Raw genomic sequence first — 16,846 nt, forward strand, 5'->3', positions numbered from 1 at the left:
TTCACCACGGTGCTCCAGCACCATGCGCACGGCGCGCTCACGCACCTCAGGGGAAAACTTCGGGGACTTCTTCATGGCTCCATTCTCCACAGTTGGAGCCTCCGCGAAACCCGGGGCGATTCACAGCGTCTGCAAGCGCTGTTGACCGTCGTACACAAGCAGCTTTGCTGCCCCCCACAGACCTACATCAACTTGTTTCGCATATTGCCCGGGCGTGTAGTCACCAATAAAGCGGCGATATGGAACCTTCTGCTCCGTCTCCCATAGCACGATCCCGCCGATCGGATAACGTCTCAGCAGCGAATCAAGCAGCAAGCAAATGTAGGTTTCCGACTCATGACGAGCCCCCCACACATATTGGCGCTGAACTTGAGGGAGATACCACCCTGCATTCGGTGCGTTGATCTTGTCGAGAGCTTCCCGGATTGAGATACCCGAATACGACATATCTTCCTCCCAATTTCCTCGTGCTCACCGAACAGGGTGCTGGCCCGAGGGGACGAACTGATTGTAGCTGTCGAAGCTTTACTCATCCTGCCACGCCCGATCCCAAGCGCGTGGCTCCGCGCTCTCCAAAAGCAGCAGCGTGAGGACGCGATCCCGCGCGCCGTAGCTGTGCTTGAACTCGCGCAGTTTCATGTAGGGTGCCTCCTCGGGGCACCAGATCGCAGCAGGCATCTCGATCCCCTCCCAGGCCTGCACGACGCTCGTGTCGGCGGCGAGCGTGCCGGGTAACGGCTCTTGCGGATCGCTGGTGCGCCGGATACGGGCGCGCGTCTTGACCGCGCTGCTGCTGCGCCATTCGTACTTCACGTAGCCGTTGTCCCAGTAGACCAGGATGGCGCGCTGCGAGGTGAACTTGATGAAGCGGATGCACAGCGCCTCGAACGAAACCTCAAAGCGCTGGGCGATGGCGCTCAAGACGTGCAGATCGATGCGCTGGTTCGAGATCCACTCGCGCAGCCGATCGCCGGGCATCAGCAAGTTGCTGGCGAAGTCGTCGGCCTCGCGCTCGATCCGGCGCATGGTCTCGTGGCCGGAGTGGACGCTTTCCTTGTCGCAGTGGAAACGCTGCTGCCGGTCGCGGTGCAGGACGAAGTGCCCGAGCTCGTGAGCGATGGTGAAGCGCTGGCGCTCGCGGCTGACCGTGCCGTTGTAGGCGATGCCCCAGACCTCCGGGTCATCGGGATCCCGCGCCAGCAGGCCCTCGAAGGCCTCGTCGTTGAACTGCACCGGGGGGCGGATTTCGCGCACGCCCGCCCCGAAGGGCGTACTCGGCAGCATCTGCCGCACCAGGTCGAGATCGACGGCCTCGGGCACGTCCGCGCCATACCAAGCCCGCAACCAGTGGTGGACTTTGTTGGCGGCGATCGCGCCGTTGAGAGCCGGGGACGTACTCACCTTTTGGCTTCCGGCAGATCCTTGTCCGGGAAGATGATCTTCAGCGCTTGGCGCACCCGGTCTTTCTCGGCTTCGGTCATGCCGGCATAGGCGCGGAAGAAGGCCACGTCCTCGGGGCTGGCCTCGGGCACTTGGGGCATGGGCTCGCCCATGATGTCCTCCATCGTCACGCCCAGCACCTTGGCCAGCGCCTGCACGCGCTCGGCCGAGGGGCGTTGGCCCTCTTTCATCTCCAGTTCCCAGATGTAGGCCTTGGTGCAGCCGACGGCGTCGGCCACTTGCTGCAAGGTCAGTTTCTTCGCCTCGCGAAATCGCCGCAGGCGAGATCCAAACGCGGAAGCCATGGCGATGTCCTGTCTCGAATCACGGGAAGTGGTGGAATGCAGTCCGACAGTATAGCGCCGTGATACACACGAGCGCCAGATGTACCACGATGTTTGACAGACCGGCCAGGCAGGGACACAATCGCGCTGTATCACGCAGCCTTACTTTTTCGTGATATCCGTTCAGTCATCGGTGGCCGGCCCGCGCGCCCGAATCCTCGGTCCGCAGACCTTCGACGCCCCTTCAGGGAAAGGACCGAGAAGATGAAGAAGACTTTCGTCGACGTGCTGCTCGAACTGCCGGTGGACGCGACCCTCAGCTCTTTCCTGGCCTCGCACGGCCTGCCCGTGGCCGACGATTTCGACTGGGAGGACACGCCTCGCACCTCGCAGGCACTGGTGGAGGCCGTTCGGACCTGGCCCGACGTCGCCGCCCGTGACCGTCTGATCGGCAACCTCATGGCCAGCATCCAGCTGGCCGACCCGGCCGGCAAGCAGGCGATGTTCCAGGCCGCCGCCGGGGACGGCGCCGCGCTGCTGGGTCTCGTGGCATGCCGGAGCGACACCCACCGCTCCTTCTGGCTGTATGCCAACCATCCGGCGCTGTTCGAGCGGGCCTGCGAGTTCGACTACCTCGAGCGCCACGGATCGCAAGCCCAGCAGCACGACCTCGGCGTGAAGCGCCGGCCGAACACCTCGGATGCCGCACTGGCCGCGCTGCGCCAGGCCATCTCGGCCTTCTATCAGCGCGAGCTTCAATGCGGCGACGGCAGCGTGGCTTACCTGGTGGAACGCAGCCCCGGCGTGTTCCTGCTGACGGTCCACGTCAAGGATCCGGCGATGCTGCGCCTGGAGTTCGAGGGCGCCCATCTCACCCGTCGCATCGGCAACCCGAACATCCACATGGTGCTGGAGTACGCCGTGGCCACCGGGGTCGTTCGCACCCTCGTGCGCGGTGGTGCGAAGTACCACCAGATGCTCGTGGACGCCTTCGCCGAGCACCTGCTGGGCATCAAGGTGGAGGCGCACCGCATCAAGCCGCCGACGCTGGATCTGTCGGTCTTGCGCCTCGGCTTCGATGTGCCGCAGGCCGTGGCGGATGGCTTCATGGCGCTGCAGGTCAAGTCCGTCTCGGTGTTGAGCCCGAGCACGGCACTCAAGCTCGATTGCACGGCGATGGCCTCGAGCGAGCAGCGCTGCGTCACCGAACTGCTGCGTGAGGAGTTTCCCGGTGAGGATCCGCTGGCACGCGGCTGGTTGATCACGTCGGCACGCATCAACCTGTACTACCCGCCCGAACCCGGAAAGGCTCGTTCCAAGGTCATCACGGTCGAGGTGACGCGTCGCGGGCGGCTGAACCTGCACAAGTTCGATGCCGCGTTGCAGGCGCAGTTGGAGGGCTACCTGGTCTCGCTGGGCATCTTGCAGCCCGGCCAGACGCTGAACGCCCAGGAAGCGCCGCCGGAAGCGGACACGGCCAGCCCGCAGCCGATCTACGAGGATTGATCGGTGGCCACGCACGACGCCTGGGCCCTGGTGTGCCGCTTGTTCGCGGGCGGCACGCCCATCCTTCGAGCCGCGCTCTCACCCCGCGAGATCGCCGCCTTGCCGACCCTCTGGCAGGCGGTGAAACCCACGGCCCTGGACCAGCGATTCATGCTGTGCCCCTACTGTCACCAGCAGCGGGCGCAGGTCTGGGGCGACGGGCACCGGGGACGTACCTGCCATTGCCCCGAGTGCGGGCCGGTGGCCGTCGCGGCCGACGACGCGGTCGCGTTGAGGTTGGACGAGGACTGGCTGCGCCGAAAGCTGCGACTGGCGCTGTCGATCGACAGTCGCGACGGCATCGACGCGCTCGCCGACGGCGTGTGGCGGCTGGGTGACGCACGGCGCTCGCCGGTGCTGCTGGCACGCGAGCTCGTTCGTCTGTGGCGCGAACCGTCGCTGCTGGAGCGGGTGCGCGTGGCCGGTAGCAACGTCCGAGTGATTACGCCGAAACCCCGCGAGACGCGCGGCGCGCCCTTCGGCCCGGGCGTGGAGTGGCTGGCGCTGGAGGAGCGCTTCGCCTTCTACGCGGGCGGCATTGCGTTCATCGGCATGCCAGGTGAGCCGCCCGACCCGCAGGCCGGCGATCCCACGACGCCGGTACATGGCCCATTCTCGGCGGACTTCCGCTGGGTGACCTTGCCCGACTGGCCGCACGGCCCGATCCGGCTGACCGAGGCTCAGGCCGCCGTGTTCCAGGCGCTGTGGTCGTTCAAAGGCGAACCGCGCGATGGTGGAACGATCATGCGGCGCGCCGGACTGGAGAGCGCCAAGCCCATCGACGTGTTCAAGGTCAAGGCGCGCGACAAGGGCAAGCCCGAAGCCGAAGGACCGCTCTTCGCCTACCGCGCGCTCGTGGTGACGCACAAGCGCGCGGGGTTGTACGCGATGCACTGCGCCACAGCATCGACTCTCGCGCAGGCTTGATGCTTTGCCTATCCAAGCACGATGGACAACCGACGCCCGTGACGCACGCACAAGTCGTTGATGCGCAAGGCCGTCTGCGTGCGCTTTCGCCGAGAAGTTGCCGCAGGTTTTGAGAGAAGAGAGGGCAAACGAGAGTCGAACCGGGCGACTTGCGGGCTGCGCGGCTGCACCCCGTGGCACACGCAAAACGGCCCGCAGCCCCGCGTGGTGTGGGGAACGCCACAAACGAAAACGCCCAACCGAAGAAGGTTGGGCGTTGAATGGTGGTGGAGCGGAGGAGGATCGAACTCCCGACCTTCGCATTGCGAACGCGACGCTCTCCCAGCTGAGCTACCGCCCCACGCGAGGAGGCGTATTCTACTGATCGTCGAGCAAAACACCAGCACGAGGACAAGCCATGGCCATTGAGTCACGCGTGCCCAACCGGCTTCCGCTCACTGCGATGGTTGTCGCACTCAGCCTCTGCCTGATCGCGGGCGCGGCCGAGTCTACGGCGCCGGCCGTCGGTGATCGTCACGTCACCGATGAGTTGATCGTCGCTTACCACTCGGCTGCCGAGGCCCAACGTGCCAAGCTGGCACGGGACCGTCTCGGGCTGCGCTCCCGTTTGATTCTGGACCAGGGTCGCGTACAGGTGTTGCGACTGCCCTCGATCACTACGGTCGCGGCGGCCACGGCGTTGCTCGCCGCCGACCCAGCCGTGGCCTACGTCGAGCCCAACTTCATTCGCCGACGCCATGCCGTCGTTCCCAATGATCCCCTGTTCGATCAGCAGTGGGGCTTGTTCAGTACCGGCCAGGCCAACTTCGCCGTACCCGCGGACGATCCCGAGTTCGACGCGCTGGCGAGCAAGCCCGGCGCCGACATGAACATGCCCGCGGCCTGGGATCGCGACGGCGATGGCATCGCCGACCGCACCGGCGACGGCAGTGTGCTCGTTGCCATCATCGATGACGCCTTCGACACCGAGCACGAGGATCTGGCAGCGAACTTCGTGCCCGGCGCCGACTTGACGAGTTGTTCGGCGCAGGATCTCGATCGCTGCTCGGCGGACGTGAGTCCCGACGCCGACGGCTTGCTCGATCACGGCACGCTGGTCGCCGGCAGCCTCGGCGCCGTCGGCAACAACGGCATCGGTGTCGCTGGCGTGATCTGGAATGTGCGGATGATGCCGCTCAAGGTCGGCCGCGTGAGCAACGATCAGGTCGAACTCGACACCGGCTCCATCCTCGCCGCCTATGAGTACGCGCGAACCCGCGGTGCCCGCATCGTCAATGCGAGCTACGGTGGCCCGAGCTGTTCACAGGCCGAGTATGAGGCGATCAAGCGCTTGGGCGAAGCCGGTGTCCTGCTCGTGACTTCGGCGGGCAACTTCAACTCGAATCTCGACTACTCGGTGGCGGCGTTTCCGGCCAACTATCGGGAAGGCGGCTGCGTCTCGCGGGACGGCGGGCGCTTCGTTGTCGATCGCAACGCCGACAAGCTGGACAACATCCTGACCGTGGCCGCGACCAACCGTCAGGACAACATCGCCAGCTTCAGCCAGTTCGGCCCCATCAGCGCCGATGTCGCTGCCCCGGGCCTGCAGATCGTGACGACGCGCCCGGGCAACGCCTACCTCAGCGGCGAGCGCTGTCTCGACGGCGGCAGCTGCGGCGCCAATGGCACCTCGTTCGCCTCACCGTATGCCGCGGGCGTCGCGGCACTGCTGCTCAGCGAATATCGGCAGGCGTCCATGCGTGAGCTCAAGGCACGCCTGATCGAGGGCGCCGAGCCCGGCGTCGATGGCGGCGACGCGCATGAGCTGAGCGCAGGCGGACGTCTCGACGCCGCGGCGAGTCTCGACCTCGCGCCACGCCCTTCGCTGATCCTGCGTGCGGCCACGCTCGAAGGCGGGGACGGCAACGGCCGGCTCGACGCTGGCGAAATCCTCAACGTACGCGTGCGCGTGGAAAACCTGTGGCAAGCGGCGAGCGACGTGCAGTTTCGCCTGATCGCGCCGGAATCGCGCATCGCCGTGCTCGGCGAGGCGCAGACGCTGGCCCTGCTCGCTTCCGGCGCCGCCGCCGAGCTCGACTTCCCGATTCAGGTGCTGGAGCCGGCGATGGACTATGAGGAACTGGCGTTTTCCATCGACATCCGGGCCGCCGATGGCTACGCGGCGCGCCGACCGTTTCGCGCCGAACTCGCCGAGCTCGGGCTCGGCACGCCGGCACGGGCCGTGCTGTCGAAAGGCCTGCACGATGAGTTCCACACCTATCATCTGGACATCGACGCGGTGCCGGCCGGACAAAGGCTGGTGTTCTGCACAAAAGCGACGTCCGACATCGACGTGCTGGTCAAGTACGGCGCACCGGCGCAGTACGACATCGACCTCGGCGCGGAAGCCGAGGACGATCCAACCTTCTTCACCGATGCCGACGTCATCGGCGGCGGCGAGGACGGCAACGAGACCGAAATCATCGGCAGCGCGCGCGTCGGCACGTATTACTTCACCGTCGTCAACTACGATCTGGCCGAGGCCTTGGACTACTCGCTGGTGGCCTTTTTTGAACCCGCCTCTGGCAGCGTCGGCGCCGGCAACGCGGATTGTATGGCGCGTGCGCCGAGCGGCGGTGGCGGCGGGTCGATGTCCTGGCTCGGCTTACTCCTCGCGGGCGGGCTCGTGGCACGGCTGCGCCGCGCACCGGCTGGGTGCGCTATCGAACATGGCGCGCCGCGTCGAGGGACTTCCCGCGCAACGCAAAGCCTGATAAAAACGCGCGCCTGAGGCGGATGCCGCCAAGCTGCACCTATCCAACTTTTCGCGAACGATGCCGCGCAAGTCGAAGAAATCTCAACCTCAGCCCGAGGCAGCCAAGTCCTTCGACGAATTCGTCGATGACACCGACGGCGCAGACGAAGACGTCCCCAGCGTCGACGAAACCATCCCCCCGCCGCCGGTCAAGCTCAGGGACTGGCGTGACGTCGAAAAATACAAAGAAGAACGGATGCTGCGTCGTCTGGTCGACGACGATCTGGACCTGGACGACTGAACGCTACGCGCGCCCGCGCGCGCTCATGCGCGCGCGTCAGACGTCCGGCCAGGAGCTTGGGCTTCCACCGGTTTGCCGTCCACGCTGGTCCACACCAGCACGTCCGAACCGCGCTCGAACGGCAGCTCGGCGATGCGTGCGACCGCCGCCTGGAGTTCCGGTGACGGATCGATCGGTGCGGCACGCCCTTCGATCAGGTCGGTCGCGAACGCGGTCGCGCGCATGCGCAGGAACCGCTCTTCCATGTAGTGCCCGAACATCACCGCGTTCTGCACCGGGTAATACCCTTTCACGCGCACCCAATGCTTGGTCTGCGCCGCCGGCTCCCACACCGTGAACCAGCCGCCGGGCACCAGCAGGATGGACAGCAGCCCCTGCAGTTCCTTTTCGGGGCTCAGCGCAAGGCTGGCGGCGGGCGGCGCGTCCGGCACGCTCACGCGCAACTGGCCGGTTTCGGCGCTCTCGAATACCGCTTCGTCGTCGTGATCGGCCAGATCGAGATAGGCCTGCAGCAATCCCGACAGCAACTCCTCGAGACGGCTGTCGGAGAAGCCGATGTTGGCCAGGCGCCGCGAGATGCTGGCGACGATTTCCGCTTCGACCGCCGCACGCTCGGCCGTGCTGCCCCGACGCGGTTGCAGACTGTCGATCACGCGGTCGACCAACTGCATCGTCTGCGTCCACGACGCACCGTCGATGCCGTTGCGGATGTAGTCCAGGCACAGCAGCGGACCGAATCCGGACAGCATCAGCCGCATCACCCCCGGCGGCAGGCGCCGCTCGCCGATGCGCCGCTTGAGCTCGTGCGACACGATGCGGCGCACCCGCTCGACACGCGCCCGGTTCTTCTTTTGCCGCAGCTCTTCCTGCTCGCGCAGGAAGCCGTCGGCCAGGCGCTCGTCCACCGGCTCGGCCTGGGATGCGCGCAGCTTTTCGGGGTCGAGGTCGAACGACTTGCAAACGCTGTCGATGAGCCCCTGCAGCTCGTTGACCATCTGCGGCTGCGGCGCGGCTTCGGCAGTGCCAAACTGCAGCAGCATCTCGAACAAGTCGTTGACCGTGCGCCGCGCCGGATGCTGTGGGTCGGCAAAGAAACGGCGGTCTGCGAGCGCCGCCTTCATCACCGGCAACTGCAGACGCGCGAGCATGGGTTTGAGATGATCCGGCAGACGCGCGTCGCGATAGAAGCCGTCGAACATGCGCGCCACCAGGGCGACGTTCTGCGGCGGCAGCCAGCGCGGCGCCTGCGGCACGCGCCCCTGCGCGTACGCGCCGAGGATCTGCGCGATCTCATGGGCAAGCATCGCATCGCCGTAAGCACTGCCCATCGCGGCAGCGGGCGGACCGACCCAGTGCGCCGGCATGCCGGGCAGCGACACCTGCGCGGCCGCCGGCGAGTTCATGGCGCCGCCTACCGATGACGCGGCAGCGGACATCGGCGCGGCGAATGCACTGAACGTGGACGGATCGAGCCCGCTGGCCCAGGCCGGCACGCCCGCTGCACTCTGCAACGCCGAACGCCCCAGCGACTCGCTCGCCTTGCGCGGCGGCGATGGGCCGTCGATACGCGGCTCGATCCCGTGCACCGCCAGCAACTGGTTGGCGCCGACGAAGACTTCCGACAGGCGCGCGATGACGACGCGATCGAAAAGCTTGTAGATGACCAGCTTGATCGGGAACTCGACCGGCAGATCGCGCATGGAGTTCTGGAATGCGCGGATGATGCGCGCGGGCGCCATCGATTCAGGGGAGACGCCGTCGCCGGCCAGGTCGGCCAGGCGCGCCAGCCGCCGCTGCAGCTCCACCAGTTCGTGCGCATGCAGCGACGCAGCCTTGCTCTCCATGCTGGTGACGGCGATGCGTTCTTCGAGCGCATCGCCGTCCTGCAACGACCACTGCGACATGTCGTCGAGATGGCTGCGGTCCTCCTCGTCTTGGCCGATGCCCGACAAAGCGGCGCGCAGGGACTCCTGGAACGCGCTGATGATCTTCGCGCGCTGCACGCGCACGATACGCATGGTGTCGAGATACAAGCGCTGCTCGTCGCCGGCGCGCGCCTTTTCGGCCGAGTCGAAGAGAATGTCGTCGGCCTTGTCGAACATCTCCCGGAGCTGCTCGCCGAGCACCGACACCGCCATCTCGTAGAGGGCCGAGACGATGGGATTGGAGACCTTGCCAGTGGCGCCGGCGGCCTTGCGCGGCGCCGCCTCGGATCCCACCGTGGCTTGCGCTTGCAGACTCATATGTGCCTCGCACTTCGCTATGGGGTCAGCAGCAAAACGCGGTCCCCGACCACCGGCCCAGCCATGCCTGACGATCGATGAACGTCATGTCACCTTTTTACCACAAGTGCATGACGAAAATTGTCTACTTCCGCCACACGGCGACCACGGGCGGGCAGACGGTGCCCCCGCGGCGGCCCCGCTCCTTCAGACACAGCGCGTCGGCGCCGGCGCGTGCGCGAGCAAGAACTCCATCTGGTCTGCGAGAATGCGCCGGTTCGACAGGATCAGATACTCGGCCCGATTCGGCGTATACGGCACGGCCAGCAGCTTCATGCCGGCCTCCTCGGGCGTGCGGTCATCCTTGCGCTGATTGCACGTGCGGCAGGCCGTGACGCAGTTTTCCCAGACCGAGCGGCCGCCGCGCGAGGCGGGCAGGACGTGATCGCGCGTGAGCTGCGATGGCGGAAACCGCCGGCCGCAGTACAGACAGAGCTGACGGTCGCGCTGGAACAAGGTGCGGTTGGTCAGGGCCGGCACCTCGCGCGCATGTCGGCGCGAGCGGTCGGCCACGGCGATGATCGAGCCGATGCGCAGCTCGGAACGGCGGCCGGTGCGCGCGTTGATGCCGCCGCGGATCACGAAGCGCTCGGCACCGGCCTCCCAGCGCACCCGCTCGCGCGCGTACAGCACCACCGCCGTCTGCCAGTGGATCCAGGACACCGGCAAACCGCCGGCGTCGATTTTCAGGATTGCGGGAATGTCGTCCATCGGTACCCGGCACCGTGCCGCTGAATCCGGTAAACCTCATCAAAATAGAGCACTTGGCACGATATCTTGAGCTCCGCAACCCGGCAAGCCGCAGCCACTTTTTCCGTTCAATAGGCGTTGCGGTCGCGGATCACGAGCAGCAAGGTCTTGAGGATGATCTCGATGTCGAACAGCGGCGACCAGCGGCGGATGTACTCGAGGTCGTAACGCACGCGCTCTTCCATGTGCGCCAGCTCGTCGGTATTGCCGCGCAGTCCGTTGATCTGCGCCCAGCCGGTGATGCCGGGTTTGACTTTGTGCCGCAGCATGTAGCGCTTGACCGCCTTGCGGTAGTACTCGTTGTGCTGCACCGCGTGCGGACGCGGACCGACCAGGCTCATGTCACCCTTGAGGACGTTGACGAGCTGCGGCAGTTCATCCAGCGAGGTGCGCCGCAGGAAGCGGCCGATGCGGGTCACGCGCGGGTCGTGCCGTGACACCTGCACGATGCAACCGTCCGGGTCGTTGATGCGCATGGTGCGGAACTTGTAGACGTCGAAACGCCGCCCGTTGAGGCCATAGCGCGCCTGCCGAAAGATCACCGGGCCTGGCGAATCGAGGCGGATCGCGATGGCGATGAGCAGCATCACCGGGGCCAAGAGCATCAAACCGAGCGTGGATACGGTGATGTCGAAAACGTATTTGTACACGCCATCGACTCCGAACAGCGGCGTCTCCGCCACGCGCAAGACCGGTACGCCCTCGATCTCGGAGAACTCGGCTCCGATCAGGTCAAGCAGCGAGTAGTCGGGCACGCAATAGACCGAGGCGGTCGTATCCCCCAGCGCATCGATCAGTTCGGTGACGCGGCCGATACCCTGTTCAGGGAGCATGATGAACACCACGTCCACGGCATGGTCGCGAACGTAAGGCACCAAGTCCCGCAGATGCCCGAGGCGCCGCCCGATGCGGGCCGAACGGCCGAGGCGCTGGTCGCTGCGATCATCGAAAAAGCCTTCGAGGTGATACAGCTCGGACTCGCGCAGGCTGCGCGCCAGCACCTGCGCCGAATCGCTGGCGAACACGATCACGGCGCGGCGCTGGCCCACGGCATCCGGCACGAAGCGGGCCGTGAACGCACGTGCGAGCACGTTGATCACGGCGAGCACCGCGGGTGTCATCACGAACCACGCGGTCAGGATCACGCGCGAGAAATACGCCGTGGTCTGGGTCACATAACCGAGAAACAATAGGAGCGCGAAGATCGCCGTCCAGTGGTAGAGCAAGCGCGTTCCCACCGAGCCGGGGCGCCCCATGCGCCAGCGCGCCAAAAGATCGATACGACCGAGGACGAGAAAGGAAAACGCCGCGGCGAGCGCCGACACGATCCGGTAGGGCGTCGTGAACTGGCCGCTGTAGGCCATGGTGATCGCGTAGAGCAGTCCCGCGGCCACGCCTGCGTAGACCAGACCCTGTACGAAGGGGGCGGCAACGCGCGCCTTAGCCATGCGCACGCCTGTCCCGTGGTACCCCAGCTTCCCCCACGCTCGATTCACCCGATGCAAGTTCCTCAATGTACGCCTTCGGCAGCGCGTGTCAGGCTCGCAAAGCGCAAGCGGCTGCCGACGCGCTGTCGGCCGGCGCCGGCGCCAACCGCGCGCCGCAGTCGACCTTTATCGACCACGAATGGACCGGGTCACTGTAATCCCAGTCTGATCGCAGCCACAAGACCGTTCACGCGACACGAACGCCGCGGCCGCTTGAATCGGCGTGGGCAAGCCGCATGTTGGGCAGCAGTCACACCTCAAGCCTTCGGATAACCCACATGCGCATGGACAAACTCACCAGCCGCTTCCAGCAGGCCCTCGCCGAGGCCCAGTCGCTGGCGGTCGGCCGCGACAACCCGGCGATCGAGCCGGTGCACCTGCTCTTGGCCTTGCTGCAACAGGACGGTGGCTCGACCCTGCCGCTGCTGCACAACGCCGGCGTCAACACCGATCTGCTGCGCAGCAAGCTGACCGAGGCGCTCGATCGCCTTCCCCGGCTCGGCCACGCGACCGGTGACGTCACGGTGTCGCCCGAACTCGCCCGCCTACTCAACCTCACCGACAAGCTCGCGCAGCAGCGCAAGGACCAGTACATCTCCAGCGAGCTGTTCGTGCTCGCGGCCGTCGACGATAAAGGTCCGGCCGGCGAGGCGCTACGCGCGGCCGGCGCACGCAAGGAGCTGATCGAAAAAGCCATCGACGCCGTGCGCGGCGGCCAGCGCATCGACAGTCCGTCGGCCGAGGACCAGCGTCAGGCGCTGGAGAAGTACACCATCGACCTGACCGCGCGCGCCAGCCAGAACAAGCTCGATCCGGTGATCGGCCGCGACGAGGAGATCCGTCGCGTGATCCAGGTCCTGTCCCGACGCACCAAGAACAATCCGGCGCTGATCGGCGAGCCCGGTGTCGGCAAGACGGCGATCGTCGAGGGGCTGGCGCAGCGCATCGTCAGCGGCGAGGTGCCGGAGTCGCTGAAGAACAAGCGCGTGCTGTCGCTGGACCTCGGCGCGCTGATCGCCGGCGCCAAGTTCCGCGGCGAGTTCGAGGAACGGCTCAAGGCGGTGCTCAGCGATCTGGCCAAGCAGGAAGGCAACGTCATCCTGTTCATCGACGAGATCCACACCCTGGTCGGTGCCGGCAAGGCCGACGGCGCGATGGACGCCGGCAACATGCTCAAGCCGGCGCTGGCGCGCGGCGAGCTGCACTGCATCGGCGCGACCACGCTCGATGAGTACCGCAAGTACATCGAGAAAGACGCCGCGCTCGAACGCCGCTTCCAGAAGGTGCTGGTCGGCGAGCCCTCGGTCGAGGATACGATCGCGATCCTGCGCGGACTCAAGGAGCGCTACGAGGTCCATCACGGCGTCGACATCACCGATGGCGCGCTGATCGCCGCCGCCAAGCTGTCCCACCGCTACATCACCGACCGCAATCTGCCGGACAAGGCGATCGACCTCGTCGACGAGGCAGCCTCGCGCATCCGCATCGAGATCGACTCCAAGCCCGAGGCGCTGGACCGCCTGCACCGGCGCCTGATCCAGCTCAAGATCGAGCGTGAGGCGCTGAAGAAGGAGGACGACGAAGGCGCGAAGCGCTCGCTCGCCGAGCTGGAAAAGACCATCGAGTCGCTGGAGCGCGAGTACGCCGACCTCGAAGAGAAGTGGAAGGCCGAGAAAGCCTCCGTGACCGGCTCGGCCGGCATCAAGGAAGAACTCGAGCGCGCCAAGCAAGACTTCGAGCTGGCCCTGCGCGCCGGCGATCACGCGCGCGCATCCGAGATCCGCTACGGCCGCATCCCCGAACTCGAACGCAAGCTCGCCCAGGCCTCGAGTCAGGAAGGCGCGACGCAAAAGTTCGAACTCCTGCGCAACGCGGTGACCGAGGATGAGATCGCCGAAGTCGTCGCGCGCTGGACCGGGATCCCGGTCGCGAAGCTACTCGAAGGCGAACGCGAGAAGCTGCTGCGCATGGAGGAGGCGCTGCACCAGCGCGTGGTCTCGCAGGATGAGGCGATCACCGCGGTGGCCAACGCGATCCGCCGCTCGCGTGCGGGTCTGTCGGACCCGAACCGGCCGATCGGCTCCTTCCTGTTCCTGGGCCCGACCGGTGTCGGCAAGACCGAGCTGTGCAAGGCGCTCGCCGCGTTTCTGTTCGACACCGAGGAAGCCATGGTGCGCATCGACATGTCCGAGTACGGCGAGCGCCACAGCGTCGCGCGCCTGATCGGCGCACCGCCGGGCTATGTCGGTTACGAGGAAGGCGGCCAATTGACCGAGGCGGTGCGGCGCCGGCCCTACTCGGTGATTCTGCTCGACGAGGTCGAGAAAGCGCACCCGGAAGTGTTCAACGTGCTGCTGCAGGTGCTCGACGACGGCCGCCTCACCGACGGCCAGGGCCGCACGGTGGACTTTCGCAACACCGTCGTGGTGATGACCTCGAATCTCGGCTCGAACCTGATTCAGGAGATGATGAGTGGCGGCGGCACGTCCGACCACGCCGCCATCAAAGAGGCGGTGATGGGCGTGGTGGCGCAGCATTTCCGCCCCGAGTTCATCAACCGCATCGACGAGGCGGTGGTATTCCATCCGCTCGGCTCGGCGCAGATCCGCGAGATCGCGCGCATCCAGACCCAGGGTTTGGTCAAGCGCCTCGCCGAGCGCGGCATCACGCTCTCGTTCACCGATGCCGCACTGGCGCGCATCGCCGAAGTCGGCTTCGACCCGGTCTACGGCGCGCGGCCGCTCAAGCGCGCGATCCAGGCGCAGGTCGAGAACCCGCTCGCGCGGATGATCCTCGATGGCCAGTTCGCAGCCGGCGACACCGTCGAGGTCGATGCTCGGCAGGGCGCGCTGAGCTTCCAGCGCGCGTGAGCGCACCGCAATACCAAATGAGAACGTTTATCGTGTAGCATTGCGGACGCGGTGATCGCAGCGGCGCGGCCGGCGTTCGCCGGCCGCCGTCGTCTTCGCCGTAAACCGTGTCTGCCCTCATCCCCAGCCCGTCGCCTCGACCGCCCGCCGCCGCGCTGCAGATCGACGGCGTCAGCCGCCGCTACGGCGAGCGCCTCGCGGTCGCCGAGGTGTCGTGGAGCGCACACGCCGGCGAAACGGTGTGCCTGCTCGGGCACTCCGGCTGCGGCAAGACCACGCTGCTACGGCTGATCGCCGGCATCGAGGCGCCCGACAGCGGATGCATCCGCATCGACGGCGAGGCCGTGTCCGCGGCGGATCGCTTCGTGCCGGCGCAGCATCGCCGTGTCGGCATGGTGTTCCAGGACTACGCCCTGTTCCCGCACCTTGACGTGCTCGACAACGTGATGTTCGGCCTGCGTGCGCAGCCGCGCGCGCAACGCCTCGCCACCGCCCACGCCGCCCTCGAACGCGTCGGACTGGCCAGCCGTGCGCGGCACTTCCCGCACACCCTGTCCGGCGGCGAGCAGCAGCGTGTCGCCCTCGCGCGTGCGCTGGCGCCGGCGCCGCGTGTGTTGCTGATGGACGAGCCGTTCTCGAATCTCGACCGCCGTTTGCGCGATCGCGTGCGCGACGAGACCATGGCCTTGTTGCGCGAGGCCGGCATCACCGCCGTGGTCGTCACGCACGACCCGCGCGAAGCGCTTTGCATCGCTGACCGCATCGTGCTGATGCATCGCGGCCGCGTCGAGCAGGATGCCACGCCGCAAGTGCTGTACCGCCAGCCGGCCAGCCTGTTCGCGGCCAGCTTTTTCAGCACCCTCAACGAGGTGCCGGGCGAGGTGCGCGGCGGCAGCGTCGAGACCGCACTCGGCCGCTTCGACGCCGGCCGCGTGAACGACGGGCCGGCCGTCGTCGGCCTACGGCCCCACGATCTACGCATCGCGCAGCACGGCATCGCCGCAACCGTCGTCGACGCCCTGTTCCTCGGCGAGGTGATGCAACTGCGCGTGCAGGTCGCAAACCTCGCCACACCGCTGATCGTGCATACCGCCCCAGCCGCGGCGACGCGGCGCGGCCAGATCGTACACCTCGGCGTCGCCCCCGACGCGGCGCTGGTATTTCCCCTGCCACCCGCCCATTGACACCGCCTGATGATGAGCCTGCGCACCCTCCTGAGCCTCTGCACCATCGCCGTCGCGACCCTGTTCGGCAGCTTCCCCGCCCACGCCGAAACCGTCAACCTGTACACGACGCGCGAGCCCGGCCTGATCCAGCCGCTGCTCGATGCGTTCACGCGCGACACCGGTATCGCGGTCAACACCATCTTCATCAAGGACGGTCTGGCCGAGCGCGTCGCCGCCGAGGGCGAGCGCTCGCCGGCCGACGTGCTGATGACTGTCGATTTCGGCAACCTGATCGACCTGGTCGAACGCGACCTGGTGCAGCCGGTCGAGTCCGAGGCGCTGCGCAGCGCGATCCCGGCGGCGCTGCGCGATGCCCAAGGCCGCTGGTTCGCGCTGTCGCTGCGCGCACGTCTGGTCTACGCCGCCCGCGATCTCGAACTCGACGGGCTGACTTACGAAGATCTCGCCGATCCGCGCTGGAAAGGCCGCTTTTGCATGCGCTCCGGCCTGCACCCCTACAGCACCGCGCTGATTGCGGCCTACATCGCCCACCACGGCGAAGCGGCCGCCGAGACCTGGCTCAAGGGCCTCAAGGCCAATCTCGCGCGCAAGGCCGGCGGCGGCGACCGCGAGGTCGCGCGCGACATTCTCGGCGGTCTGTGCGACATCGGCGTCGGCAACTCCTACTACGTCGGCCGCATGCGCAGCGGCGCCGGCGGGCCGGAACAGAAGCGCTGGGGCGATGCGATCCAGGTCGTGCTGCCGCGGTTCGAAAGCGGCGGCACGCACGTCAACGTCTCCGGCGCGGCGGTTGCGCGCCACGCGCCCAACCGCAGCAACGCCGTGCGCCTGCTCGAGTACCTGGCTTCGCCGGCGGCGCAGCAGCTCTATGCGCAGGTCGATTTCGAGTATCCGGTCAATCCCGCCGCCGCGCCGGATCCGATCACGGCCGCCTACGGTGAACTGCACGCGGACACGCTGCCGCTCGTCGAGATCGCCAAGCACCGCAAAGCGGCGAGCCTGCTCGCCGAGCGCATCGGCTTCGACCAGTGAACCCGAT

General features: G+C 66.9%; 13 protein-coding genes and 1 tRNA gene. 7 read left to right on the top strand and 7 right to left on the bottom strand.

The genetic code is table 11. The features are described 5' to 3' along the window. Positions 1–120 precede the first annotated feature (120 nt). The 3 genes from ABSH63_RS10400 to ABSH63_RS10410 form a co-directional block, all read right to left on the bottom strand. Positions 121–447, bottom strand: a complete 327-nt coding sequence (locus ABSH63_RS10400; RefSeq protein WP_352889577.1) for a DUF262 domain-containing protein — start codon at positions 445–447, stop codon at positions 121–123. A gap of 78 nt (positions 448–525) precedes the next feature. After that, complete coding sequence (locus ABSH63_RS10405) at positions 526–1,401, bottom strand: ImmA/IrrE family metallo-endopeptidase (protein ID WP_352889579.1); 876 nt, start codon at positions 1,399–1,401, stop codon at positions 526–528. Further along, positions 1,398–1,745 (bottom strand): helix-turn-helix domain-containing protein, encoded by a 348-nt coding sequence (locus ABSH63_RS10410; RefSeq protein ID WP_352889581.1) that lies wholly within the window; start codon positions 1,743–1,745, stop codon positions 1,398–1,400. Before ABSH63_RS10410 ends, ABSH63_RS10405 begins: the two co-directional genes overlap by 4 nt. A 243-nt stretch (positions 1,746–1,988) precedes the next feature. Here ABSH63_RS10410 and ABSH63_RS10415 point away from each other — a divergent pair, with 243 nt between their 5' ends. Together ABSH63_RS10415 and ABSH63_RS10420 are read left to right on the top strand one after the other, a co-directional pair. Then, on the top strand, positions 1,989–3,230 hold the full coding sequence (locus tag ABSH63_RS10415) for a hypothetical protein (protein WP_352889583.1): 1,242 nt from the start codon (positions 1,989–1,991) through the stop codon (positions 3,228–3,230). Positions 3,231–3,233: 3 nt separating this feature from the next. Further along, complete coding sequence (locus ABSH63_RS10420; protein WP_352889585.1) at positions 3,234–4,196, top strand: hypothetical protein; 963 nt, start codon at positions 3,234–3,236, stop codon at positions 4,194–4,196. Between the two features lie 264 nt (positions 4,197–4,460). Here the strand turns inward: ABSH63_RS10420 and ABSH63_RS10425 are convergent. Then, positions 4,461–4,536: transfer RNA gene (locus ABSH63_RS10425), tRNA-Ala, on the bottom strand. A gap of 57 nt (positions 4,537–4,593) precedes the next feature. Between ABSH63_RS10425 and ABSH63_RS10430 the strand changes: the two genes are divergently transcribed. Together ABSH63_RS10430 and ABSH63_RS10435 are read left to right on the top strand one after the other, a co-directional pair. Continuing rightward, positions 4,594–6,966 carry a S8 family serine peptidase gene (locus ABSH63_RS10430; protein WP_352889587.1) on the top strand — a complete coding sequence of 791 codons (2,373 nt, stop codon included), beginning with the start codon at positions 4,594–4,596 and terminating at the stop codon, positions 6,964–6,966. Between the two features lie 43 nt (positions 6,967–7,009). After that, complete coding sequence (locus ABSH63_RS10435) at positions 7,010–7,231, top strand: hypothetical protein (RefSeq protein WP_352889589.1); 222 nt, start codon at positions 7,010–7,012, stop codon at positions 7,229–7,231. Between the two features lie 23 nt (positions 7,232–7,254). Here ABSH63_RS10435 and ABSH63_RS10440 read toward each other — a convergent pair whose 3' ends face one another. The 3 genes from ABSH63_RS10440 to ABSH63_RS10450 all read right to left on the bottom strand — a co-directional run bounded on the left by ABSH63_RS10440 (position 7,255) and on the right by ABSH63_RS10450 (position 11,711). Then, on the bottom strand, positions 7,255–9,474 hold the full coding sequence (locus tag ABSH63_RS10440; protein WP_352889591.1) for a DUF1631 family protein: 2,220 nt from the start codon (positions 9,472–9,474) through the stop codon (positions 7,255–7,257). Between the two features lie 186 nt (positions 9,475–9,660). Further along, a complete protein-coding gene (locus ABSH63_RS10445; RefSeq protein WP_352889593.1) occupies positions 9,661–10,224 on the bottom strand; it encodes an HNH endonuclease in 564 nt (187 codons plus the stop codon). A gap of 107 nt (positions 10,225–10,331) precedes the next feature. After that, the gene (locus ABSH63_RS10450) at positions 10,332–11,711 is read right to left on the bottom strand and encodes an undecaprenyl-phosphate glucose phosphotransferase (protein ID WP_352889595.1); all 1,380 of its coding nucleotides are present in this window, start codon (positions 11,709–11,711) and stop codon (positions 10,332–10,334) included. A gap of 317 nt (positions 11,712–12,028) precedes the next feature. Here ABSH63_RS10450 and clpB point away from each other — a divergent pair, with 317 nt between their 5' ends. The 3 genes from clpB (at position 12,029) to ABSH63_RS10465 (ending at position 16,839) form a co-directional block, all read left to right on the top strand. After that, on the top strand, positions 12,029–14,620 hold the full coding sequence (gene clpB / locus ABSH63_RS10455; protein WP_352889597.1) for an ATP-dependent chaperone ClpB: 2,592 nt from the start codon (positions 12,029–12,031) through the stop codon (positions 14,618–14,620). A 107-nt stretch (positions 14,621–14,727) separates the two neighbouring features. Next, positions 14,728–15,804 carry an ABC transporter ATP-binding protein gene (locus tag ABSH63_RS10460; protein WP_352889599.1) on the top strand — a complete coding sequence of 359 codons (1,077 nt, stop codon included), beginning with the start codon at positions 14,728–14,730 and terminating at the stop codon, positions 15,802–15,804. Positions 15,805–15,816: 12 nt separating this feature from the next. Then, complete coding sequence (locus ABSH63_RS10465) at positions 15,817–16,839, top strand: extracellular solute-binding protein (RefSeq protein ID WP_352889601.1); 1,023 nt, start codon at positions 15,817–15,819, stop codon at positions 16,837–16,839. Positions 16,840–16,846: the final 7 nt, after the last annotated feature.

The sequence above is a fragment of the Sinimarinibacterium thermocellulolyticum genome, assembly GCF_040327995.1.
Taxonomy (GTDB): Bacteria; Pseudomonadota; Gammaproteobacteria; order Nevskiales; family Nevskiaceae; genus Solimonas; species Solimonas thermocellulolyticum.